A 20,937-nucleotide genomic window follows, 5' to 3' on the forward strand; every position below is an offset into this window, starting at 1 on the left:
GACACCGTCGAAGCGGCGGCACCCCTGGCCGGGTGCCGCCGCTTCGACGTACGCGGGAGTTCTCAGACGTTGAACCCGAGTGCCCGGAGCTGCTCGCGCCCGTCGTCGGTGATCTTGTCGGGGCCCCACGGGGGCATCCAGACCCAGTTGATGCGCAGTTCGTTGACGATGCCGTCCGTGGCGGACTTGGCCTGGTCCTCGATGACATCGGTCAGCGGGCAGGCCGCCGAGGTCAGGGTCATGTCGACGGTGGCGATGTTCGCGTCGTCGATGTGGATGCCGTAGATCAGGCCGAGGTTGACGACGTCGATGCCGAGTTCGGGGTCGACGACGTCCATCAGGGCCTCGCGGAGCTCTTCCTCCGAGGCGGGCTTCATCTCAGCGGTGTCGGTCATGCCGTCTTCCTTTCGGCGTCGGCCGCGCCCCCCAGGGCCTGCGCCGTCGCGTCCTTCCACGCCATCCAGCTCAGGAGGGCGCACTTGACCCGGGCGGGGTACTTGGAGACACCGGCGAACGCGACCGCGTCCTCCAGGACGTCCTCCATCGCGTCGTCGGGCTCCAGCCGGCCCTTGGACTGCATCAGCTCCAGGAAGGTCTCCTGGATGTTCCGTGCGTCCGCGAGGTCCTTGCCGACCAGCAGTTCGTTCAGCACGGAGGCCGAGGCCTGGCTGATGGAGCAGCCCTGGCCCTCGTAGGAGACGTCCTCGATCGTCGTGCCGTCGTACTTCACTCGGAGGGTGATCTCGTCGCCGCACGTCGGGTTCACATGGTGCACCTCGGCGTCGCCGTCCCTCAGACCACGCCCGTGCGGGTTCTTGTAGTGGTCCAGGATGACTTCCTGGTACATCGAATCCAGCTTCACGACGACAGACCTCGCTTCCCATTACACAGCACGGCTCAGCTCACGCCCTTCAGCCGAAGAAGTTCCGTACGTGCTCCAGGCCCTCGACCAGAGCGTCGATCTCGGCCGGAGTGGAGTACAGATAGAACGACGCTCGCGTGGTCGCAGGAATTCCGTACCGCAGGCAGACGGGCCGCGCGCAGTGGTGGCCGACGCGGACCGCGATGCCCTGCTCGTCGAGGACCTGGCCCACGTCGTGCGGGTGGATGTCCCCGAGGGTGAAGGAGATCGCGGCGCCCCGGTCCTCGGCCGTGGTGGGGCCGATGATCCTCAGGTCCGGGACCTGCTGGAGCCGCTGCACCGCGTACTCGGTCAGCGCGTGCTCGTGGGCGAGGATCTTGTCCATGCCGATGGCGTTCAGGTAGTCGATCGCCGCGCCGAGGCCGACCGCCTGGGCGATCGGCGGGGTGCCCGCCTCGAACTTGTGGGGCGCCGGGGCGTACGTCGACGAGTGCATCGACACGGTCTCGATCATCTCGCCGCCACCGAGGAACGGCGGGAGGTCCTCCAGCAGCTCCTGGCGGCCCCAGAGGACGCCGATGCCGGTCGGGCCGCACATCTTGTGGCCGGTGAAGGCCACGAAGTCGGCCTGCAGGGCCTGCACGTCCAGCGGCATGTGGGGCGCGGCCTGGGAGGCGTCGATGCAGACGAGGGCGCCGACCTCCTGGGCGCGGCGCACTATCGCCTCGACCGGGTTGACCGTGCCCAGGATGTTGGAGACCAGCACGAAGGAGACGATCTTCGTCTTCTCGGTGATGACCTCGTCGATGGTGGACAGGTCGAGGCGGCCGTCGTCGGTGAGGCCGAACCACTTCAGCTTCGCGCCGGTGCGCTGCGCGAGCAGCTGCCACGGCACGATGTTGGAGTGGTGCTCCATCTCCGTGATGACGATCTCGGTCTCGTGGTCCACCCGGTAGGGCTCGTCGGCCCAGCCGAGCATGTTCGCCACGAGGTTCAGCGACTCGGAGGCGTTCTTGGTGAAGATCACCTCGTCGCGGCTGGGCGCGTTGACGAACTCGGCGACCTTGTCGCGCGCGCCTTCGTACAGCGCCGTGGCCTCCTCGGCGAGCACATGCACACCGCGGTGGACGTTGGCGTTGTGGCGCTCGTAGTACTCGCTGAGGACGTCCAGTACCTGGCGCGGCTTCTGGCTGGTCGCCGCGTTGTCCAGGTACACGAGCTTCTTGCCGTCGTGGACCAGACGGTCCAGGACGGGGAAGTCCTTGCGGATCGCCTCGGTGTCGAGGAGGCCCGGCAGCTGTGTCACTCGGATGCCCCACCCTTCGTGTAGGCCTCGTAGCCCTCGTTCTCCAGCTTGTCCGCGAGCTCGGGACCGCCGGACTCGACGATGCGGCCGCCGGCGAACACGTGGACGTGGTCGGGCTTGATGTAGCGCAGGATGCGCGTGTAGTGCGTGATCAGCAGGGTGCCGACCTCGCCGGTCTCGCGGACGCGGTTGACGCCCTCGGAGACGATGCGAAGGGCGTCGACGTCGAGGCCGGAGTCGGTCTCGTCGAGGATCGCGATCTTCGGCTTGAGCAGTTCGAGCTGGAGGATCTCGTGGCGCTTCTTCTCACCGCCGGAGAAGCCCTCGTTGACGTTGCGCTCGGCGAAGGAGGGGTCGATGGAGAGCCGCTCCATGGCCTCCCGGACCTCCTTCACCCAGGTGCGCAGCTTGGGGGCCTCGCCGCGGATGGCGGTGGCGGAGGTCCGCAGGAAGTTGGAGACGGAGACACCCGGGACCTCGACCGGGTACTGCATCGCCAGGAACAGGCCCGCGCGGGCGCGCTCGTCGACGGACATCTCCAGGACGTCCTCGCCGTCGAGCAGCACGGTGCCGCCGGTGACCGTGTACTTCGGGTGACCCGCGAGGGAGTAGGCGAGGGTCGACTTGCCGGAGCCGTTGGGGCCCATGATGGCGTGCGTCTCGCCCTGCTTCACGGTCAGGTCGACGCCCTTGAGGATCTCCTTCGTGGCGTTGTCGGCCTCGACGGTGACGTGCAGGTCTCGGATTTCAAGCGTTGCCATGGATAGCCTCAGGACTCCTGGGTGAGGGAGACGAGCACGTCGTCCCCTTCGATCTTTACGGGGTATACGGGGACGGGGCGCGTGGCCGGGAGGCCGGACGGCTTGCCGGTGCGCAGGTCGAAGCTGGAGCCGTGCAGCCAGCACTCGATCTGGCAGTCCTCCACCTCGCCCTCGGAGAGCGAGACGTTTGCGTGGGAGCAGATGTCGTGGATGGCGAACACCTCCCCCTCGGTCTTCACCACCGAGACGGGCGTGCCGTCGAGTTCCACCCGCTTCGGGGTGTCCTCCTCCAGCTCGCTCAGCCCGCAGGCGCGTACGAACGCGGTCGAGGTCATGCGACCGAGGCCTCCAGCTCCTCCTCGATCTTGGCGAGCAGGCGCTCCTCGATGTCGGCGACACCGATCTGCTGGACCAGCTCGGCGAAGAAGCCGCGGACGACGAGGCGGCGGGCCTCGTGCTCCGGGATGCCGCGGGCCATCAGGTAGAAGAGCTGCTCGTCGTCGAAGCGGCCGGTGGCGGAGGCGTGGCCGGCGCCGACGATCTCGCCGGTCTCGATCTCCAGGTTCGGCACCGAGTCGACGCGCGCGCCGTCCGTGAGGACCAGGTTGCGGTTCATCTCGTAGGTGTCGGTGCCCTCGGCCTTGGCTTCGATGAGGACGTCACCGATCCACACCGCGTGCGCGTTGTCGCCCTGGAGCGCGCCCTTGTAGGCGACGTTGGACTTGCAGTGCGGGGTGTTGTGGTCGACCAGCAGGCGGTGCTCCTGGTGCTGCCCGGCGTCGGTGAAGTACAGGCCGTACAGCTCGGCCTCGCCGCCGGTGCCGGCGTAGGAGACGCGCGGGTGCAGTCGTACGACGTCGCCGCCGAAGGTGACGACCACGGACCTGAAGGTGGCGTCCCGGCCGACCAGCGCGTTGTGCTGGGCCACGTGGACGGCCTTGTCGTCCCAGTCCTGGACGGAGACGACGGTCAGCTTGGCGCCGTCGCCGAGGACGTACTCGACGTTGGCCGCGGTGACCACGTCACCGGTGTGGTCGATGACGACGACGGCCTCGGCGAAGGCGCCCAGCTCGATCAGCTGGTGGCCGTAGGCGACCCCGCCCTGGCCGTGCACGTTGATCCGGATCGGCTCGGTGAGCACCGTCTCCTTGGGGACGGTGACCACGCCGGCCTGCTCGAAGGCGGAGTACGCCTGGGCGGCCACCCGGTCCACCGGGGTGCCGGCCCGGCCGAGCCGGGGGTCGTCGCGGCCGACCAGCTCCACGGTGACGCCCTCGGGGGCCTCCACCGCGACCTTCAGGCTGTCGCCGGACGCGACCGCCGTGCCGTCGTGCAGCCCGCGCAGGCGCTCCAGCGGGGTGAACCGCCACTCCTCCTCGCGGCCGTGCGGGACCGGGAAGTCCGCGACGTCGAAGGACGGGGGCGCGCTCATGCGCGTGGCGACGGTCGACTCGGCGGCCACCGCGATGGCGCCGGCGGTGGTGGAGCCCACCGGGGAGTTCTGAGCCTCAGCCATGGCTGTCGTAGTGCTCGCTTTCGGAAATCGGGTGTGGCGTGGCGGTCGGGCGGTGGTCGTCAGCCGACCGCGCCTTCCATCTGGAGCTCGATCAGCCGGTTGAGTTCGAGGGCGTACTCCATGGGCAGCTCCTTGGCGATCGGCTCGACGAAGCCACGCACGATCATGGCCATCGCCTCGTCCTCGCTGAGGCCGCGGCTCATCAGGTAGAAGAGCTGGTCCTCGGAGACCTTGGAGACCGTCGCCTCGTGGCCCATGGACACGTCGTCCTCGCGGACGTCGACGTACGGGTAGGTGTCCGAGCGAGAGATGGTGTCGACGAGCAGCGCGTCGCACAGCACGTTCGACTTGGCGCCCGGGGCGCCCTCGCCGATCTCGATGAGACCCCGGTAGGAGGTGCGGCCGCCGCCGCGCGCCACCGACTTGGAGACGATGTTGGAGGACGTGTTCGGGGCCATGTGGACCATCTTGGCGCCGGCGTCCTGGTGCTGGCCCTCGCCCGCGAAGGCGATGGAGAGGGTCTCGCCCTTGGCGTGCTCGCCCATCAGGTAGACGGCCGGGTACTTCATCGTCACCTTGGAGCCGATGTTGCCGTCGATCCACTCCATGGTGGCGCCCTCGTAGGCGACGGCGCGCTTGGTGACCAGGTTGTAGACGTTGTTCGACCAGTTCTGGATGGTCGTGTAGCGACAGCGGGCGTTCTTCTTGACGATGATCTCGACGACCGCGGAGTGCAGGGAGTCCGACTTGTAGATCGGAGCGGTGCAGCCCTCGACGTAGTGCACGTAGGCACCCTCGTCGACGATGATCAGGGTCCGCTCGAACTGGCCCATGTTCTCCGTGTTGATGCGGAAGTACGCCTGGAGCGGGATCTCGACGTGCACGCCCTTCGGCACGTAGATGAAGGAGCCGCCGGACCACACGGCCGTGTTCAGCGCGGCGAACTTGTTGTCACCGGCCGGGATGACGGTGCCGAAGTACTCCTTGAAGAGCTCCGGGTGCTCCTTCAGGGCGGTGTCGGTGTCGAGGAAGATGACGCCCTGCTCCTCCAGGTCCTCACGGATCTGGTGGTAGACGACCTCCGACTCGTACTGGGCGGCGACACCGGCGACCAGGCGCTGCTTCTCCGCCTCCGGGATGCCCAGCTTGTCGTAGGTGTTCTTGATGTCCTCGGGCAGGTCCTCCCAGGACTCCGCCTGCTTCTCCGTGGAGCGCACGAAGTATTTGATGTTGTCGAAGTCGATGCCGGAGAGGTCGGAGCCCCAGTTCGGCATGGGCTTCTTCTCGAAGAGCTTGAGGCCCTTGAGGCGCAGCCTGGCCATCCACTCCGGCTCGGACTTCTTGCCGGAGATGTCGAGGACGACCTCCTCGCTCAGGCCGCGCCTGGCGGAGGCACCGGCCACGTCGGAGTCGGCCCAGCCGTATTCGTACTTGCCCAGGCCTTCGAGCTCGGGGTGGGCAGTCTCCGTGGGGAGCGTCATGCGGGGTTCCTCCCGGCCGTGCTTGCAGATGCGTCAGTGGAAGTCGTGGAGATCTTTGGGATGAACGTCGTGCAGACGCCGTCGCCGTGCGCGATGGTCGCCAGCCGCTGGACGTGCGTTCCGAGCAGCTCGGCGAAGATCTCCGTCTCCGCCTCGCACAGCTGGGGGAACTGCTCGGCGACATGGGCGACCGGGCAGTGGTGCTGGCACAGCTGCTCGCCGACCGGTGCGCTGCGCGCCGTTGCAGCGTACCCGTCCAGGCTCAGGGCCTTGGCCAGCGCTTCGGTGCGCTCGTCGGGGCTCACGCTCTCGATCGCCCTGCGGTAGGCGTTCGCCTGGGCGGTGATCCGGGCCCGCGCGAAGGCGGCGACCGCCTCCTGGCCGCCTCCCTGCTCGGCGATCCAGCGCAGCGCGTCGGCGGCCAGTTTGTCGTACGACTGGTCGAAGGCGTCACGGCCGCAGTCGGTGAGGGCGAAGATCTTGGCGGGCCGGCCGCGCGTCCGCGTGCCGTACACCCGCTGCTCGCGCGCCTCCACGACGTCGTCGGCGACCAGCGCGTCCAGATGCCGGCGTACGGCCGCCGGGGTCAGGCCCAGGCGTCCGGCCAGCTCCGTGACGGTCGACGGTCCGTGGTCCAGGATCGACCGCGCGACCCGGTTGCGCGTCGAGCGCTCTCCGGTCGCGAGCTCTTCCTGCGCGGCCCCCGTGGGGGTCTCGCAGGCGGTCTCCCGAGCCTCGCCGACGTTTTTCACAACACCATTGTTGCGTAATTCCTCAGAGGCAGGCAAGCGGCGTCCGGGCGACGCGACGGTGCCCTGCATCACTTAGGCATGCCTAACCCGATAGGGTCCCTGACCTGGGGAAACGATCTTTGATCGATCACCCCTTGGCCGATTCCGATCATCCCCGGTGCCACGGGGTGGCGGGCGGGCGGTCCCCTCCGCAACACTCCCTGACCATGCCCACACCCCCTCCGACCGGCCCTCTTGTCACACGGGACACCCTCGCCGAGCAGTTTCGCCTGCTGGGCGTCAGGACCGGCGAGACCCTCCTCGCGCACACCTCGCTCAGTTCCCTCGGCTGGGTGAACGGCGGAGCCGTGGCCGTCGTCCAGGCCCTCCTCGACGCCCTCGGTCCGGACGGCACCCTGGTGGTCCCCACCCAGACCGGCGACCTCTCCGACCCCGCGGTGTGGGGACATCCGCCGGTGCCCGAGGAGTGGTGGGCGGTGATCCGGGCGACCATGCCGCCGTACGACCCCCGGATCACCCCCAGCCGCGGGGTCGGCGTGGTCCCGGAGACCGTGCGGACCTGGCCCGGTGCCGTGCGCAGCGCCCACCCGCAGACCTCCTTCGCCGCCGTCGGCCCCCGCGCGGCGGAGCTCCTCGACGGCCACGCCCCGGAGTGCCGGCTCGGCGAGCGCAGCCCGCTGGCGCGGCTGGAGAAGCTGCACGCGCGCGTGCTCATGCTCGGCACCGGCTACGCCACCTGCACCAGCTTCCATCTCGCCGAGTACCGGATCCCGTCCCCGCGGGTGCGCGTCGGCCGCCCCGCGCCCGACGGCGGCTGGGAGGAGGTCACCGAGGTGTCGATCACCTCCGACCGCTTCGACGAACTCGGCCACGACTTCGAACGCGACCGCCCGGTGGTCGTCCGCGGCACGGTCGGCGCGGCCGGGGCCCGGCTCTTCCCGGTCGCGGAGGCCGTGGCCTACGCCGAGCGGTGGCTGGCCGTGCACCGCCCCCGTGAGGAGGAGATCTAGCACCCGGCCGTCCGGGTGACGGCGGCCGTCCCTAGACTCTGACACCATGCGAAGTGAGCCGGTGGTCCAGGTTCGGGACCTGGTGAAGCGGTACGGCGCCAAGACCGCTGTGGACGGTCTCGCGCTGACCGCGGAGGCGGGCGTGACGGCCGTGCTCGGCCCCAACGGGGCGGGCAAGACGACCACGATCGAGACCTGTGAGGGGTACCGCAGGCCGGATTCCGGCACGGTGCGCGTCCTGGGCCTCGATCCGGTACGGCAGTCCGCCGAGCTGCGTCCCAGAGTCGGCGTGATGCTCCAGTCCGGGGGCGTCTACTCGGGCGCCCGCGCCGACGAGATGCTGCGGCACGTGGCGAAGCTGCACGCGCATCCGCTGGACGTGGACGCGCTGATGGAGCGGCTGGGCCTCGGCAGCTGCGGCCGCACGTCCTACCGCCGTCTCTCCGGCGGCCAGCAGCAGCGCCTCGCGCTCGCCATGGCCGTGGTCGGCCGCCCGGAGCTGGTCTTCCTCGACGAGCCGACGGCCGGCCTCGACCCGCAGGCCCGCCGCGCGACCTGGGACCTCGTCCGGGACCTGCGCACCGACGGCGTCTCGGTCATCCTCACCACCCACTACATGGAAGAGGCCGAGCAGCTCGCCGACGACGTCGCCATCATCGACGCCGGGCGGGTGATCGCCCAGGGCACCCCCGAGGAGCTGTGCAAGGGCGGCGCCGAGAACACCCTGCGCTTCACCGGCCGCCCCGGCCTCGACGTCGGCTCGCTGCTCAAGGCCCTGCCGGCCGACTCCACGGCCGCCGAGCTGACCCCGGGCTCCTACCGGGTCGTCGGCAAGGTCAACCCGCAACTGCTGGCGACGGTGACCTCGTGGTGCGCCCAGCACGGCGTCATGCCCGACCGCATCTCGGTCGAGCGGCACACCCTGGAGGACGTCTTCCTGGAGCTGACCGGCAAGGAGCTGCGCTCATGACCACCGCGACCGGCACCTACACCCCCGAGCCGGGAGCCGCCCCGCTCCCCCGCATGATCGCGGCGCAGGCGGCCCTGGAGACGAGGATGCTGCTCCGCAACGGCGAGCAGCTGCTGCTGACGGTGGTGATCCCCACCCTCCTGCTCGTGCTCTTCAGCTCGGTGGACGTCGTCGACACGGGCAAGGGGAAGGCGGTCGACTTCCTGGCCCCCGGCATCCTCGCCCTCGCCGTCATGTCCACGGCCTTCACCGGCCAGGCCATCGCGACCGGCTTCGAGCGCCGCTACGGCGTCCTGAAGCGCCTCGCCGCCTCCCCGCTGCCCCGTTGGGCCCTGATGACGGCCAAGACCGCGTCGGTCCTGGTCACCGAGATCCTCCAGGTGATCCTCCTCACGGTGATCGCCCTCGCCCTCGGCTGGTCCCCGCACGGCAACCCGCTCGCCGTCCTGCTCCTGCTGGTCCTCGGCACGGCCGCCTTCTCCGGCCTCGGCCTGCTGATGGCGGGCACCCTCAAGGCGGAGGCCACCCTGGCGGCCGCCAACCTGGTGTTCCTGCTGCTGCTCGTGGGCGGCGGGGTCATCGTCCCGCTGGACAAGTTCGGCGGGGCCCAGGACGCACTCGGCCTGCTGCCCATCTCGGCCCTGTCCGACGGCCTCCGGGACGTCCTCCAGCACGGGTCGGCCATGCCGTGGGCCGACCTCGGGATCCTCGCGGTCTGGGCGGTGCTGGCGCTGGGAGCGGCGGGCCGGTTCTTCCGCTGGGAGTGACGCCCGGCGCCGCGGCGGAGCGACGGGCCTGCGCCGCCACGACCGAGCCCGACCCTCGTGAACGCGTGCACAAGCGGCCCCCTACCATGGTTCCCGTGCCAAAGCTGACCCCCGCCTACCTCGTAGCGGCGTTGCGCAACCCGCTCGCCTTCATCGCCGACCGCTGGACGCCGGATCCCCGGACCGTCCGGCGGGCGGCTCTCGCCGCGCTCGTCATGTCGGTGGTCATCGTGGTCACCGGCGGCGCGGTGCGGCTCACCGGCTCCGGTCTGGGCTGCCCGACCTGGCCCGAGTGCACCTCCGGCTCGCTGACCCCGACCGACGCGCTGAGCTACCACAGCGCCATCGAGTTCGCGAACCGCATGCTGACCTACGTGCTGTGCGCGGCGGTCGGCTGGGCGATCATCGCCGCCCGGTCGCAGAAGCCGTACCGGCGCGGTCTGACCCGGCTGGGCTGGGCGCAGTTCTGGCTCGTGATGAGCAACGCGATCCTTGGCGGCATCGTGGTGCTGGTGGGTCTGAACCCGTACACCGTGGCCGCCCACTTCCTGCTGGCGACGGCTCTGATCACGGTCGCCACCTTGATGTGGCAGCGCACCCGGGAGGGGGACGGCGCGCCACGTCCGCTGGTCGGCCGGGCCGTGCTGCAGCTGGTGTGGGCCCTGGTGGGCGTGTCGCTGCTGCTCATCGCCGCGGGCACGGTGGTGACCGGCGCGGGACCGCACCCGGGCGACTCCGGCGACGTCGAGCGCATCGACGTCAGCTGGTCGGGCGTGGCCGAGCTGCACGCGGTGTTCGCCTGGATCGTGGTGTCGCTGACCTTCGCGCTGTGGTTCTTCCTCAAGGGCGTCGGCGCGCCCCAGGGGCCGCGGGACCGCGTCCGGGACCTGTTCCTGATCCTGCTCGGTCAGGGCGTGATCGGGTACGTCCAGTACTTCACGCACCTGCCCACGGTCCTGGTCGGCCTGCACATGTTCGGTTCCTGCCTGGTGTGGATCGGCGTGCTGCGCGTCCTGCTGTCGCTGCGGGAACGCGCCGATGTCACGGCCGAGGTGCCCGCTCAGGCGTACGACGCCGTGAACACGTCGATCGCCGGTCCCAGGTAGTCCCGGGGTCAGCCGGGCCCGCCGCGCCCTCCACTCCTCGGTGGGCGCGGCGGGACGCGGGTCGTAACGGCGGCTTCGGACGTAGCGCGGCGAGCGGCAGCGCGCGCAGCCTGGCGTGCGCCGCGGCGATCCGCCAGACGACGGCGGGCGTCACGGGCCGGGCAGGACCGCGATCAGGTCGAGGTCGCTGCGGCCCTCCTGGTAGTCGTCGCCCCCGGCGAGCGAGCCGTGCGCCCAGACGGACACGGGGTCCACTGCCGACAGTTCGCGGACGAAGCGGGCCAGTGACGTCTCCGTTTCCATGGGCCCGGTCTGGACAGGTCAGTCCAGCGCGTACACGCGTTTCGCGTTTCCCGCCGCGATCAGTTCGGCCACGCGCTGGGCGTCGCCCAGGGACCAGGCGCCCTCCGCGACCCAGGTGCCGAGGACCCGGGCGAGGGATTCTCGGAACAGCCGGGCGCCGACCACGTGCAGCTCGGGCAGGCCGTGGGCGCCGCTGGAGAAGAGGATCTTGCCGAACGGGGCCAGTTCCAGGATCTCGGCGAGGACCGTCGCGGCGCGGGCACCGGTGCGCACCAGGGCGGCGCCCGAGTCGGCGTACACGTGCGGGAAGACGCCGGCGAGGTGGGCGGCGTGGCGGTGGTAGGGGTAGCCGTGCAGGAGGACCAGGTCGGTGCCGAGGCCCGCGGTGGCGCGGACGAAGTCGGTGAGCAGGACGGGGTCGGTGCGGTCGATCCGGGCACCGGGTTCGCCGAGGCCGGCGTGCAGCTGGAGGGGGAGGCCGGAGGCCACGGCGATCCACAGCAGGTGCCGCAGCAGGACCGGGTCGGTGAGCTCGCCGCCGACGCGGCGGCCCGCCAGCCACCGGCCGGCCGCGCCGCGCACCTCGCCGGGGCCGGGGGGTTCGGGGGCCAGCGCCAGGCCGTGGCGGAGACCGGCGACGGAGGTGAAGGCGACCGCGTTCGCCGCCGCGCCGTGCACGGACTCGGCGAGGTTGGCGAGGAAGGACTCGACGGTGCCGGAGGTGTCGGCGACCTGCTCGGCGAGGAGTTCCAGGCGGACGATCTCGCGGGCCTCCGCGGCGCCGGTCGAGGCGACCTCGGCGGGGCCGGTGAGATCGCCGGGCAGGCCGGTGTCGACGAGGTAGGTGGTGATGCCGCTGCCGCGCAGGAGCCGTCGGCCGGTCTCCAGGACGCCGAGTTCGCGGCGCCGGGCCAGGTAGCGGGCCGGCGCGCAGTGGGGTTCCAGGCCGAGGAGCGGAGGGCACCAGCGCCGTACCGCGAAACCGGTCTGGGTGTCGAAGAGGGTGGTGCCGGGCGCCGGGGGGCCTTCGGTGCGGGCGAGTTGGGCCTCGAAGGTGCCGAGGCCGAGCTCCGTACGGAGGACGCCGTGGCAGTACTGGTCCACCAGGGACGGCGTGTCGATCATCCGGGCTCCCCGTGGACGACGGTTGCTTGACCGTCTTAACGGGTGAACCGGGACGGAGGTCGCGGTGTGCGGTCGCCCTTCGGCCACGGGCCGGTGTGGGCTGGTCGCGCCCACGCGGCGGAGCCGCATGTCAGACACAGCCCCGCGACCCTGAAACGGGGCGCTTGTTCAGCCGCCGATCTGGATGCCGGCCATGCGCTTCCACTCGTACGGGCCCGTCGTCACCTTGGCCGCGAACTCGCCGTCGAAGGACTCGTGGACCGTGATGCCGGACTTGGCGACGGCCTGTTCGGCGATCTCGTACGCGGGGGCCACCAGGTCGCCCCAGGCGCCGTCCGCGCCGACGAGGACGACGCGGGCGCCTCGTTCGCCGATGTAGGCCACCTGACCCTCGGCGCCGCCGTGGGCCTTGGCGAAGGTGTCGATCTCCTTGGCGAGGCGCGCGACCTTGCGCCCGGCCTTCTGGTCAACCTGCTGCGTGTCTGCCATGGACAGGATGCTACTCACGGGTAGCTGGACTGGCGAGGGCAGGGCGGTGTGACCTGCGTCAGCGCAGGAAGGGGTCGACCGCCACGGCCACGAAGAGCAGGGAGACGTAGGTGATGGACCAGTGGAACAGCCGCATCTCCTTGAGCTTCCCGCCGGTCACCTCGGCCTTGGCGCGGTTCTGCAGGGCGTGCGCCTCCCACAGCCACCAGCCACCCGCCACCAGGGCGACCAGCGTGTAGAACCAGCCGGTGTAGCCGAGCGGGGTGAGCAGCAGGGAAACGGCGACCATCACCCAGCTGTAGATGACGATCTGCTTGGCGACCACCTTGTTGGAGGCGACCACGGGCAGCATCGGCACGCCCACGCGCGCGTAGTCGTCCTTCACCTTCATGGACAGCGGCCAGTAGTGCGGCGGCGTCCAGAAGAACATGACGAGGAACAGGATGATCGGCGCCCACGACATGGAGTCCGTGACGGCCGACCAGCCGATGAGCACCGGCAGACAGCCCGCGATCCCGCCCCAGACGATGTTCTGCGAGGTACGGCGCTTGAGGATCATCGTGTAGACGACGACGTAGAAGAGGAGCGCTCCGAGTGACAGCCAGGCGCTCAGCCAGTTGACGGTGAGACCGAACAACAGCGTGGAGACGACCGCCAGGGTGATGCCGAAGGCGAGGCACTCGCGCGGGCTGACCATGCCGGTCACCAGCGGACGCTGTGACGTGCGGTCCATCAGCGCGTCGATGTCCCGGTCGATGTACATGTTCAGCGCGTTGGCGCCGCCCGCCGAGAGGTAGCCGCCGACGCAGGTGAGCAGCACCAGCGTCAGGTCGGGCACGCCCTGCTGCGCCAGGAACATCACCGGGACCGTGGTGATGAGCAGCAGCTCGATGATCCGTGGCTTGGTCAGCGCCACGAAAGCTTTGACACGGGCCCCGAACGGCCGGTGGCTCGGGCTCTCGCTCGCACCGAGCACCCCCTCCCCCAGTGCCTTAAGGGCCTGGGAGGTGCCCCCAGGACGGGATTCGACGGCCGTCACGCACACCCCTGACAGAGACTCCCAGCGAGCCCCGCCGTGTGAACTCACGGTAAAGGCTCGCGCGTACCACGCCACTTTAGACGTTGCCCATACCCCGACCTTCGCGGGGGTGGGGTCGTGTTGGCGGGCGTCTCGCAAGAGGGGTGGGGTGGCTCGATTGAGCAGTCAGATGAGCGGTTCCGTATTCATGTGCCGAATGCCTTCCCGGCCAGTCGGGAGGCGGATCCCCGAGAGTCCCGGCAGTCTGGAAACACTCGAAAAAACGCACGTCCTTACGGGGGTAGGCTCGACAGCGGCCGGTGGGCACCCAGTGCACCGGCAGCCGGTGTGGGCGTGTGCCCGTGGACCGGTAACCGAACATGTGGAGAGGAGCCCTGACTCAGGGTGAGCACCAAGCCGACCACCACAGACCTCGACTGGACCGAGTTGGACCAGCGGGCCGTCGACACCGCCCGCGTCCTGGCCGCCGACGCCGTACAGAAGGTCGGCAACGGCCATCCTGGTACGGCGATGAGCCTGGCGCCGGCCGCGTACACCCTCTTCCAGAAGGTGATGCGGCACGACCCGTCCGACCCCGACTGGGTGGGCCGCGACCGCTTCGTGCTGTCCGCCGGTCACTCGTCGCTGACCCTCTACACGCAGCTCTACCTGGCCGGCTTCGGCCTGGAGCTGGAAGACCTCGAAGCCTTCCGCACCTGGGGCTCGCAGACCCCCGGTCACCCGGAGTACGGCCACACCAGGGGCGTGGAGACCACCACCGGTCCGCTGGGCCAGGGTGTCGCCAACGCGGTGGGCATGGCCATGGCCGCCCGCTACGAGCGCGGTCTGTTCGACCCGGACGCGCCGCAGGGCGAGTCGCCGTTCGACCACTACATCTACTGCATCGCCGGTGACGGCTGCCTCCAGGAGGGCATCTCCGCCGAGGCGTCCTCGATGGCCGGCCACCAGAAGCTCGGCAACCTGATCCTGCTGTGGGACGACAACCACATCTCGATCGAGGGCGACACCGAGACGGCCGTCTCCGAGGACACCGTCAAGCGGTACGAGGCGTACGGCTGGCACGTGCAGCGGATCGCCCCGAAGCCGGACGGCGACCTGGACCCGCACGCCATCTACAACGCGATCGAGGCCGCGAAGAAGGTGACGGACAAGCCGTCCTTCATCGCGATGCGCTCGATCATCGCCTGGCCCGCCCCGAACGCGCAGAACACCGAGGCCGCGCACGGCTCGGCGCTGGGCGCGGACGAGGTCGCGGCCACCAAGCGCGTCCTCGGCTTCGACCCGGAGAAGAGCTTCGACGTCGCCGAGGAGGTCATCGCCCACACCCGGCAGGCCGGGGAGCGCGGCGCGGCGGCGAAGGCCGAGTGGGAGAAGTCGTTCCAGCTGTGGCGGGACAACAACGCCGAGCGGGCCGCCGACTTCGACCGCATCGCCGCGGGCGAGCTGCCCAAGGGCTGGGAGGAGAAGATCCCGGTCTTCGAGCCCGGCAAGGGCGTCGCGACCCGCGCGGCCTCCGGCAAGGTGCTCCAGGCCCTCGGCGCGGTCATCCCCGAGCTGTGGGGCGGCTCCGCCGACCTGGCCGGTTCGAACAACACGACGATCGACAAGGACAGCTCGTTCCTGCCGGCGGACAACCCGCTGCCGGGCGCGGACCCCTACGGCCGCACCATCCACTTCGGTATCCGCGAGCACTCCATGGCCGCGGAGATGAACGGCATCACCCTGCACGGCAACACCCGTGTCTACGGCGGTACGTTCCTCGTCTTCTCCGACTACATGCGCAACTCCGTGCGGCTGTCGGCGCTGATGCACCTGCCGGTGACGTACGTGTGGACCCACGACTCCATCGGCCTCGGCGAGGACGGCCCGACGCACCAGCCGGTCGAGCACCTCGCCTCGCTGCGCGCCATCCCGGGTCTGAACGTGGTCCGCCCGGCCGACGCCAACGAGACCGCGATCGCCTGGCGCGAGATCCTCAGGCGCTACACGAAGGTGTTCGGCAAGGGCGCCCCGCACGGCCTGGCGCTGACCCGCCAGGGCGTGCCGGTGTACGAGCCCAACGAGGACACGGCCAGGGGCGGTTACGTCCTCTTCGAGGCGTCGAACGGGGCCCCGGAGGTGATCCTCATCGCCACCGGTTCCGAGGTGCACGTCGCCGTCGAGGCGCGCGAGCGGCTGGAGGCCGACGGCGTGCCCACCCGGGTCGTGTCCATGCCGTGCGTGGAGTGGTTCGAGGAGCAGGACCAGGGGTACCGGGACAGCGTCCTGCCGCCGTCCGTCCGGGCGCGGGTGTCGGTCGAGGCGGGTATCGGTCTCACCTGGCACAAGTACGTGGGGGACGCCGGCCGCATCGTTTCCCTGGAGCACTTCGGTGCTTCGGCCGACGGCAAGGTGCTCTTCCAGGAGTTCGGCTTCACTGCCGAGAACGTGGCCGCCGTGGCCAGGGAATCCATCGCCGCCGCCCAGCGCTGACGCTCACATACGACCCGTAGGAGATGTAATTCCATGACAGACGCACTCAAGCGCCTCTCCGAGGAAGGCGTCGCGATCTGGCTGGACGACCTGTCGCGCAAGCGGATCACGTCCGGCAACCTCGCCGAGCTGATCGACCAGCAGCACGTCGTGGGCGTCACCACCAACCCGACGATCTTCCAGAAGGCGATCTCCCAGGGCGACGGCTACGACCAGCAGGTCTCCGACCTCGCCGCCCGCAAGGTGACCGTCGAAGAGGCGATCCGCATGATCACCACGGCGGACGTCCGCGACGCCGCCGACATCCTGCGCCCGGTCTTCGACGCGACCGACGGCCAGGACGGCCGTGTGTCGATCGAGGTCGACCCGCGCCTGGCGCACAACACCAAGGCGACCGTCGCCGAGGCCAGGCAGCTGGCCTGGCTGGTGGACCGCCCCAACACGCTCATCAAGATCCCGGCCACCGAGGCGGGTCTGCCGGCGATCGCCGAGGTCATCGGCCTGGGCATCAGCGTCAACGTCACGCTGATCTTCTCGCTGGAGCGTTACCGCAAGGTCATGGACGCCTACCTGACCGGCCTGGAGAAGGCCAAGGAGCGCGGCCTCGACCTGTCGCTGATCCGTTCGGTGGCGTCGTTCTTCGTGTCCCGGGTGGACACCGAGATCGACAAGCGCCTGAACGACATCGGCACCGACGAGGCCAAGGCGCTGCGCGGCAAGGCCGCCGTCGCCAACGCCCGGCTCGCCTACCAGGCCTACGAGGAGGTCTTCTCCTCCGACCGCTGGCAGGCGCTGGAGAACGCGGGCGCCCGCAAGCAGCGTCCGCTGTGGGCCTCCACCGGCGTGAAGGACCCGGCGTACAAGGACACCCTGTACGTCGACGACCTGGTGGCGCCGAACACGGTGAACACCATGCCGGAGGCCACCCTCTTCGCGGTCGAGGACCACGGCGAGATCACCGGCGACACGATCACCGGCACGTACGAGCAGGCCCGCGCCGACCTCGACGCTGTCGAGGCGCTCGGGATCTCGTACGACGACGTGGTCCAGGTACTGGAGGACGAGGGCGTCGAGAAGTTCGAGGCGTCCTGGAACGACCTGCTCAAGTCGACCCAGGCGGAGCTGGAGCGCCTGGCCCCCTCGGAGGGCTGACATCTTGTCAAGCAGCAACCCGCTGCGTGACCCCGCCGACCGACGGCTCCCGCGTATCGCGGGGCCGTCGGGCCTGGTCATCTTCGGCGTCACGGGCGACCTCTCCCGTAAGAAGCTCATGCCCGCCGTCTACGACCTCGCCAACCGGGGTCTGCTGCCGCCGGGCTTCTCCCTGGTCGGCTTCGCCCGCCGTGAGTGGGCCCACGAGGACTTCGCCGCCGAGGTCCACGACGCCGTCAAGGAACACGCCCGCACGCCGTTCCGGGAGGAGGTCTGGCAGCAGCTCATCCAGGGGATGCGCTTCGTCCAGGGCACCTTCGACGACGACGACGCGTTCGAGCGCCTGCGCTCCACCATCGAGGAACTGGACAAGGCGCAGGGCACGGGCGGCAACTTCGCCTTCTACCTGTCCGTCCCCCCGCGCTCCTTCCCGGTGGTCATCCAGCAGCTGAAGAAGCACGGCCTGGCCGACCAGTCCGGCGGCTCCTGGCGGCGCGCGGTCATCGAGAAGCCGTTCGGCCACGACCTGAAGTCGGCCGAGGAGCTCAACAAGGTCGTCCACGAGGTGTTCGAGCCGGAGCAGGTCTTCCGGATCGACCACTACCTCGGCAAGGAGACCGTCCAGAACATCCTGGCGCTGCGCTTCGCCAACACCATGTACGAGCCGATCTGGAACCGGTCCTTCGTGGACCACGTGCAGATCACCATGGCCGAGGACATCGGCATCGGCGGCCGCGCCGGCTACTACGACGGCATCGGCTCGGCCCGTGACGTCATCCAGAACCACCTCCTCCAGCTGATGGCACTGACCGCCATGGAGGAGCCGGCCTCCTTCGACGCGGACGCGCTGGCCGCGGAGAAGGAGAAGGTGCTCGGCGCGGTCCGGCTGCCCAAGGACCTCGGCACCTCGACCGTGCGCGGCCAGTACGCGGCCGGCTGGCAGGGCGGCGAGAAGGTCATCGGCTACCTCGAAGAGGACGGCATCAACCCCAAGTCGAAGACCGACACCTACGCCGCCGTGAAGCTCGGGATCGACAACCGCCGCTGGGCGGGCGTCCCCTTCTATCTGCGCACCGGCAAGCGGCTCGGCCGCCGGGTCACCGAGATCGCGGTGGTCTTCCAGCGGGCCCCGCACTCCCCCTTCGACACGACGGCCACCGAGGAACTCGGGCAGAACGCGATCGTCATCCGCGTCCAGCCCGACGAGGGCGTCACCGTCCGCTTCGGCTCCAAGGTGCCGGGCACGTCGATGGAGATCCGGGACGTGTCGATGGACTTCGCCTACGGCGAGTCCTTCACCGAGTCCTCGCCGGAGGCGTACGAGCGGCTGATCCTCGACGTGCTGCTCGGCGACTCCAACCTCTTCCCGCGCACGGAGGAGGTCGAGCTGTCCTGGAAGATCCTCGACCCGATCGAGGAGTACTGGGACACGCACGGCAGGCCCGCGCAGTACAAGTCCGGCACCTGGGGTCCGGCCGAGGCCGACGAGATGCTGGCACGAGACGGACGGAGCTGGCGCCGGCCATGAAGATAGACCTCACGGACACCACGGCCGGCAAGGTCAACAAGGCCCTGGTGCAGGGCCGCCGGGCCATCGGCACGCCCGCCGTGGGCATGGTGCTCACCCTCGTCATCGTCACCGACGAGGAGAACGCGTACGACGCCCTGAAGGCCGCCGGCGACGCCTCGCACGAGCACCCCTCGCGCACGCTGGTCGTCATCAAGCGCGTCTCCCGCTCCCCCCGCGACCGTACGGCGTCCCGCCTGGACGCCGAGGTCCGGGTGGGCGCGGACGCGGGCACCGGCGAGACGGTGGTGCTGCGGCTGTACGGCGAGGTCGCCGACCACGCCGACTCGGTCGTGCTGCCGCTGCTGCTGCCCGACGCGCCGGTCGTCGTCTGGTGGCCGGTGAACGCCCCGCTCGACCCGGCGAAGGACCCCCTGGGCGCCCTCGCCCAGCGCCGGGTCACCGACACCTACTCCTCCGAGCAGCCGGTGCGGGAGCTGGCCGCCCGCGCCGACGCCTACACCCCCGGCGACACGGACCTGTCCTGGACCCGGATCACGCCCTGGCGCTCGATGCTGGCGGCCGCCCTGGACCAGGTGGTCTGCGAGGTCAAGGCGGTGGAGGTGGAGGGCGAGGAGTTCAACCCGAGCTGCGAGCTGCTGGCGATGTGGCTCGCGGACCGGCTGGACGTCCCCGTCAAGCGCTCCCTCTCGGCCGGCCCCGGCCTGACCGCGGTCCGCCTGGCCACCAGCGAGGGCGGCATCGCGCTGGACCGCGCGGACGGCTCCCTCGCCACCCTGTCCATCGACGGTCAGCCGGACCGCGCGGTGGCGCTGAAGCGGCGCGACACGGCCGAGCTGATCGCGGAGGAACTGCGCCGGCTCGACCCGGACGACACCTATGCGTCGGCGCTGCGCTTCGGCGTGGACCGCCTGAACGCGTCGGCGGCAGCCCCGCCGGAACCGGCTCCGCCGGCTCAGGACACCGCCGCGGCGCCGGACCCCTCGCCCAAAGGAGAACCGGCACCCGACGCAGCAGCCCCCGAAGCCGCTGCCGAGGCTCCCACGACAGAAGCGGCACCGCAGGAAAGGGCGCCGCTGAAGAAGAGGGCGAAGACGACATGAGCACTCCCCAGCTGGTCGTGCACCGCGACAAGGAGCTGATGGCGCAGGCCGCCGCGGCCCGCCTGATCACGAAGATCGTGGACGCCCAGGCCTCCCGGGGCGAGGCGTCCGTGGTCCTCACGGGCGGCCGCAACGGCAACGGCCTGCTGGCGGCCCTCGCGGCCGCCCCGGCCCGCGACGCCATCGACTGGGGGCGGCTCGACCTGTGGTGGGGAGACGAGCGCTTCCTGCCCGAGGGCGACCCGGAGCGCAACGTCACCCAGGCCCGGGACGCCCTGCTCGACCAGGTTCCGGTGGACCCGAAGCGCGTGCACGCCATGCCCGCCTCGGACGGCCCCTGGGGCACGGACGTGGACGCGGCGGCCGAGGCCTACGCGGCGGAGCTGGCCGCAGCGGCCGACCCCGAGAACCACGGTCCGGTGCCGACCTTCGACGTCCTGATGCTGGGTGTCGGCCCGGACACCCACGTGGCCTCGCTCTTCCCGGAGCTCCCCGCGGTCCGCGAGACGGAACGCACGGTGGTGGGCGTGCACGGCGCCCCCAAGCCCCCGCCCACCCGCGTCTCCCTCACCCTTCCCGCCATCCGCTCGGCCCGCGAGGTCTGGCTCCTGGCGGCGGGTGAGGACAAGGCCGAGGCCGTCGCCATCGCCCTCTCGGGCGCGGGCGAGATCCAGGCCCCGGCAGCGGGCGCCCAGGGCCGCCGGCGCACCCTGTGGCTCCTGGACTCCACGGCGGCCTCCCAGCTGCCGCGGTCGCTGTATCCGCCGGCCTCGCCCTGACGAGGTACCGGAAAGAAACCCGTACGGCCTGGGCGGCCGTACGGGTTTCTTCATGACCGGAGCCGATCACGGGCCTAACGCCCGCGCAGCTCCCGGTACTTCGCCACCAGGGCCTTCGTGGAGGCGTCCAGGCCGGGGACGTCCGCGCCCTCCGTCAGGGCCGGTTCCACGCGCTTGGCGAGGACCTTGCCGAGTTCGACGCCCCACTGGTCGAAGGAGTCGATGTTCCAGACGGCGCCCTGGGTGAAGACCTTGTGCTCGTACAGCGCCACCAACTGGCCCAGGACGGACGGGGTGAGTTCCTTCGCGAGGATGGTCGTCGTGGGGTGGTTGCCCTGGAAGGTGCGGTGCGCCACCTGCTCCTCGGGGACACCCTCCGCGCGGACCTCGTCGGCGGTCTTGCCGAAGGCCAGCGC

At 70.4% G+C, this 20,937-nt stretch carries 20 protein-coding genes and 2 pseudogenes; 9 read left to right on the forward strand and 13 right to left on the reverse strand.

Annotated elements, in window-relative coordinates; genetic code table 11:
* Positions 1–62: 62 nt before the first annotated feature.
* The 8 genes from AB0M11_RS37650 to AB0M11_RS37685 are packed head-to-tail and all read right to left on the reverse strand — an operon-like array spanning position 63 to position 6,678.
* A complete protein-coding gene (locus tag AB0M11_RS37650) occupies positions 63–395 on the reverse strand; it encodes a metal-sulfur cluster assembly factor (RefSeq protein ID WP_181804573.1) in 333 nt (110 codons plus the stop codon).
* Positions 392–862 (reverse strand): Fe-S cluster assembly sulfur transfer protein SufU, encoded by a 471-nt coding sequence (sufU, locus tag AB0M11_RS37655; protein WP_365712783.1) that lies wholly within the window; start codon positions 860–862, stop codon positions 392–394. Before sufU ends, AB0M11_RS37650 begins: the two co-directional genes overlap by 4 nt.
* 49 nt (positions 863–911) lie before the next feature.
* Complete coding sequence (locus AB0M11_RS37660; RefSeq protein WP_365712785.1) at positions 912–2,168, reverse strand: cysteine desulfurase; 1,257 nt, start codon at positions 2,166–2,168, stop codon at positions 912–914.
* Entirely contained in the window at positions 2,165–2,929 is a 765-nt protein-coding gene (sufC, locus tag AB0M11_RS37665) for a Fe-S cluster assembly ATPase SufC (protein ID WP_365712787.1), read from the reverse strand. Before sufC ends, AB0M11_RS37660 begins: the two co-directional genes overlap by 4 nt.
* Before the next feature lie 8 nt (positions 2,930–2,937).
* Positions 2,938–3,264 carry a non-heme iron oxygenase ferredoxin subunit gene (locus AB0M11_RS37670; protein ID WP_293997009.1) on the reverse strand — a complete coding sequence of 109 codons (327 nt, stop codon included), beginning with the start codon at positions 3,262–3,264 and terminating at the stop codon, positions 2,938–2,940.
* On the reverse strand, positions 3,261–4,445 hold the full coding sequence (gene sufD / locus AB0M11_RS37675; protein ID WP_365712789.1) for a Fe-S cluster assembly protein SufD: 1,185 nt from the start codon (positions 4,443–4,445) through the stop codon (positions 3,261–3,263). Before sufD ends, AB0M11_RS37670 begins: the two co-directional genes overlap by 4 nt.
* Positions 4,446–4,504: 59 nt before the next feature.
* Positions 4,505–5,926 (reverse strand): Fe-S cluster assembly protein SufB, encoded by a 1,422-nt coding sequence (gene sufB / locus AB0M11_RS37680; protein ID WP_365712791.1) that lies wholly within the window; start codon positions 5,924–5,926, stop codon positions 4,505–4,507.
* The gene (locus AB0M11_RS37685; protein ID WP_365712793.1) at positions 5,923–6,678 is read right to left on the reverse strand and encodes a metalloregulator ArsR/SmtB family transcription factor; all 756 of its coding nucleotides are present in this window, start codon (positions 6,676–6,678) and stop codon (positions 5,923–5,925) included. The genes sufB and AB0M11_RS37685 overlap by 4 nt, the downstream gene beginning before the upstream one ends.
* A 206-nt stretch (positions 6,679–6,884) precedes the next feature.
* Between AB0M11_RS37685 and AB0M11_RS37690 the strand changes: the two genes are divergently transcribed.
* The 4 genes from AB0M11_RS37690 to AB0M11_RS37705 all read left to right on the forward strand — a co-directional run bounded on the left by AB0M11_RS37690 (position 6,885) and on the right by AB0M11_RS37705 (position 10,531).
* Entirely contained in the window at positions 6,885–7,688 is an 804-nt protein-coding gene (locus AB0M11_RS37690; protein ID WP_365712795.1) for an AAC(3) family N-acetyltransferase, read from the forward strand.
* Positions 7,689–7,734: 46 nt separating this feature from the next.
* Positions 7,735–8,658 carry an ABC transporter ATP-binding protein gene (locus tag AB0M11_RS37695; RefSeq protein WP_365712797.1) on the forward strand — a complete coding sequence of 308 codons (924 nt, stop codon included), beginning with the start codon at positions 7,735–7,737 and terminating at the stop codon, positions 8,656–8,658.
* Positions 8,655–9,425 (forward strand): ABC transporter permease, encoded by a 771-nt coding sequence (locus tag AB0M11_RS37700; RefSeq protein WP_365712799.1) that lies wholly within the window; start codon positions 8,655–8,657, stop codon positions 9,423–9,425. The genes AB0M11_RS37695 and AB0M11_RS37700 overlap by 4 nt, the downstream gene beginning before the upstream one ends.
* A gap of 86 nt (positions 9,426–9,511) precedes the next feature.
* A complete protein-coding gene (locus AB0M11_RS37705) occupies positions 9,512–10,531 on the forward strand; it encodes a COX15/CtaA family protein (protein ID WP_365712801.1) in 1,020 nt (339 codons plus the stop codon).
* An 82-nt stretch (positions 10,532–10,613) separates the two neighbouring features.
* Here the strand turns inward: AB0M11_RS37705 and AB0M11_RS37710 are convergent.
* From AB0M11_RS37710 to AB0M11_RS37725, 4 genes and pseudogenes are all read right to left on the reverse strand, one after another.
* Positions 10,614–10,834 (reverse strand): annotated as a pseudogene (locus AB0M11_RS37710) (nucleotidyltransferase); the annotation flags it as partial.
* A gap of 18 nt (positions 10,835–10,852) precedes the next feature.
* The gene (locus tag AB0M11_RS37715; protein WP_365712803.1) at positions 10,853–11,959 is read right to left on the reverse strand and encodes an amidohydrolase family protein; all 1,107 of its coding nucleotides are present in this window, start codon (positions 11,957–11,959) and stop codon (positions 10,853–10,855) included.
* A gap of 168 nt (positions 11,960–12,127) precedes the next feature.
* Positions 12,128–12,448, reverse strand: coding sequence for a hypothetical protein (locus AB0M11_RS37720; protein ID WP_365712805.1), 321 nt, complete (start codon positions 12,446–12,448; stop codon positions 12,128–12,130).
* A 58-nt stretch (positions 12,449–12,506) separates the two neighbouring features.
* Complete coding sequence (locus tag AB0M11_RS37725) at positions 12,507–13,424, reverse strand: heme o synthase (RefSeq protein ID WP_365712817.1); 918 nt, start codon at positions 13,422–13,424, stop codon at positions 12,507–12,509.
* 447 nt (positions 13,425–13,871) lie between these two features.
* Here AB0M11_RS37725 and tkt point away from each other — a divergent pair, with 447 nt between their 5' ends.
* Genes tkt through pgl form a run of 5 tightly spaced genes read left to right on the forward strand, consistent with a single transcriptional unit; the run spans position 13,872 to position 20,521 of the window.
* Positions 13,872–15,959 (forward strand): transketolase, encoded by a 2,088-nt coding sequence (tkt, locus tag AB0M11_RS37730; RefSeq protein WP_365712807.1) that lies wholly within the window; start codon positions 13,872–13,874, stop codon positions 15,957–15,959.
* 33 nt (positions 15,960–15,992) lie between these two features.
* On the forward strand, positions 15,993–17,111 hold the full coding sequence (gene tal / locus AB0M11_RS37735) for a transaldolase (protein WP_365712809.1): 1,119 nt from the start codon (positions 15,993–15,995) through the stop codon (positions 17,109–17,111).
* Between the two features lie 4 nt (positions 17,112–17,115).
* Positions 17,116–18,639, forward strand: coding sequence for a glucose-6-phosphate dehydrogenase (zwf, locus tag AB0M11_RS37740; RefSeq protein WP_365712811.1), 1,524 nt, complete (start codon positions 17,116–17,118; stop codon positions 18,637–18,639).
* A complete protein-coding gene (opcA, locus tag AB0M11_RS37745; RefSeq protein ID WP_365712813.1) occupies positions 18,636–19,742 on the forward strand; it encodes a glucose-6-phosphate dehydrogenase assembly protein OpcA in 1,107 nt (368 codons plus the stop codon). The genes zwf and opcA overlap by 4 nt, the downstream gene beginning before the upstream one ends.
* Positions 19,739–20,521, forward strand: coding sequence for a 6-phosphogluconolactonase (pgl, locus tag AB0M11_RS37750; protein ID WP_365712815.1), 783 nt, complete (start codon positions 19,739–19,741; stop codon positions 20,519–20,521). The genes opcA and pgl overlap by 4 nt, the downstream gene beginning before the upstream one ends.
* A gap of 74 nt (positions 20,522–20,595) precedes the next feature.
* On the opposite strand, the pseudogene AB0M11_RS37755 reads toward pgl, so the two are convergent.
* Positions 20,596–20,937, reverse strand: a pseudogene (locus AB0M11_RS37755) (glucose-6-phosphate isomerase); the annotation flags it as partial.

The organism is Streptomyces sp. NPDC051987 (assembly GCF_040680735.1).
Classification (GTDB): Bacteria; Actinomycetota; Actinomycetes; order Streptomycetales; family Streptomycetaceae; genus Streptomyces.

Bases quoted from the DNA above. Each gene is read 5' to 3' on its own strand.
- AB0M11_RS37650 (WP_181804573.1), bottom strand. From the start codon at position 395: ATGACCGACACCGCTGAGATGAAGCCCGCCTCGGAGGAAGAGCTCCGC.
- sufC (WP_365712787.1), bottom strand. From the start codon at position 2,929: ATGGCAACGCTTGAAATCCGAGACCTGCACGTCACCGTCGAGGCCGAC.
- AB0M11_RS37670 (WP_293997009.1), bottom strand. From the start codon at position 3,264: ATGACCTCGACCGCGTTCGTACGCGCCTGCGGGCTGAGCGAGCTGGAG.
- sufD (WP_365712789.1), bottom strand. From the start codon at position 4,445: ATGGCTGAGGCTCAGAACTCCCCGGTGGGCTCCACCACCGCCGGCGCC.
- sufB (WP_365712791.1), bottom strand. From the start codon at position 5,926: ATGACGCTCCCCACGGAGACTGCCCACCCCGAGCTCGAAGGCCTGGGC.
- AB0M11_RS37690 (WP_365712795.1), top strand. From the start codon at position 6,885: ATGCCCACACCCCCTCCGACCGGCCCTCTTGTCACACGGGACACCCTC.
- AB0M11_RS37695 (WP_365712797.1), top strand. From the start codon at position 7,735: ATGCGAAGTGAGCCGGTGGTCCAGGTTCGGGACCTGGTGAAGCGGTAC.
- AB0M11_RS37700 (WP_365712799.1), top strand. From the start codon at position 8,655: ATGACCACCGCGACCGGCACCTACACCCCCGAGCCGGGAGCCGCCCCG.
- AB0M11_RS37705 (WP_365712801.1), top strand. From the start codon at position 9,512: ATGGTTCCCGTGCCAAAGCTGACCCCCGCCTACCTCGTAGCGGCGTTG.
- AB0M11_RS37715 (WP_365712803.1), bottom strand. From the start codon at position 11,959: ATGATCGACACGCCGTCCCTGGTGGACCAGTACTGCCACGGCGTCCTC.
- AB0M11_RS37720 (WP_365712805.1), bottom strand. From the start codon at position 12,448: ATGGCAGACACGCAGCAGGTTGACCAGAAGGCCGGGCGCAAGGTCGCG.
- tal (WP_365712809.1), top strand. From the start codon at position 15,993: ATGACAGACGCACTCAAGCGCCTCTCCGAGGAAGGCGTCGCGATCTGG.
- opcA (WP_365712813.1), top strand. From the start codon at position 18,636: ATGAAGATAGACCTCACGGACACCACGGCCGGCAAGGTCAACAAGGCC.
- pgl (WP_365712815.1), top strand. From the start codon at position 19,739: ATGAGCACTCCCCAGCTGGTCGTGCACCGCGACAAGGAGCTGATGGCG.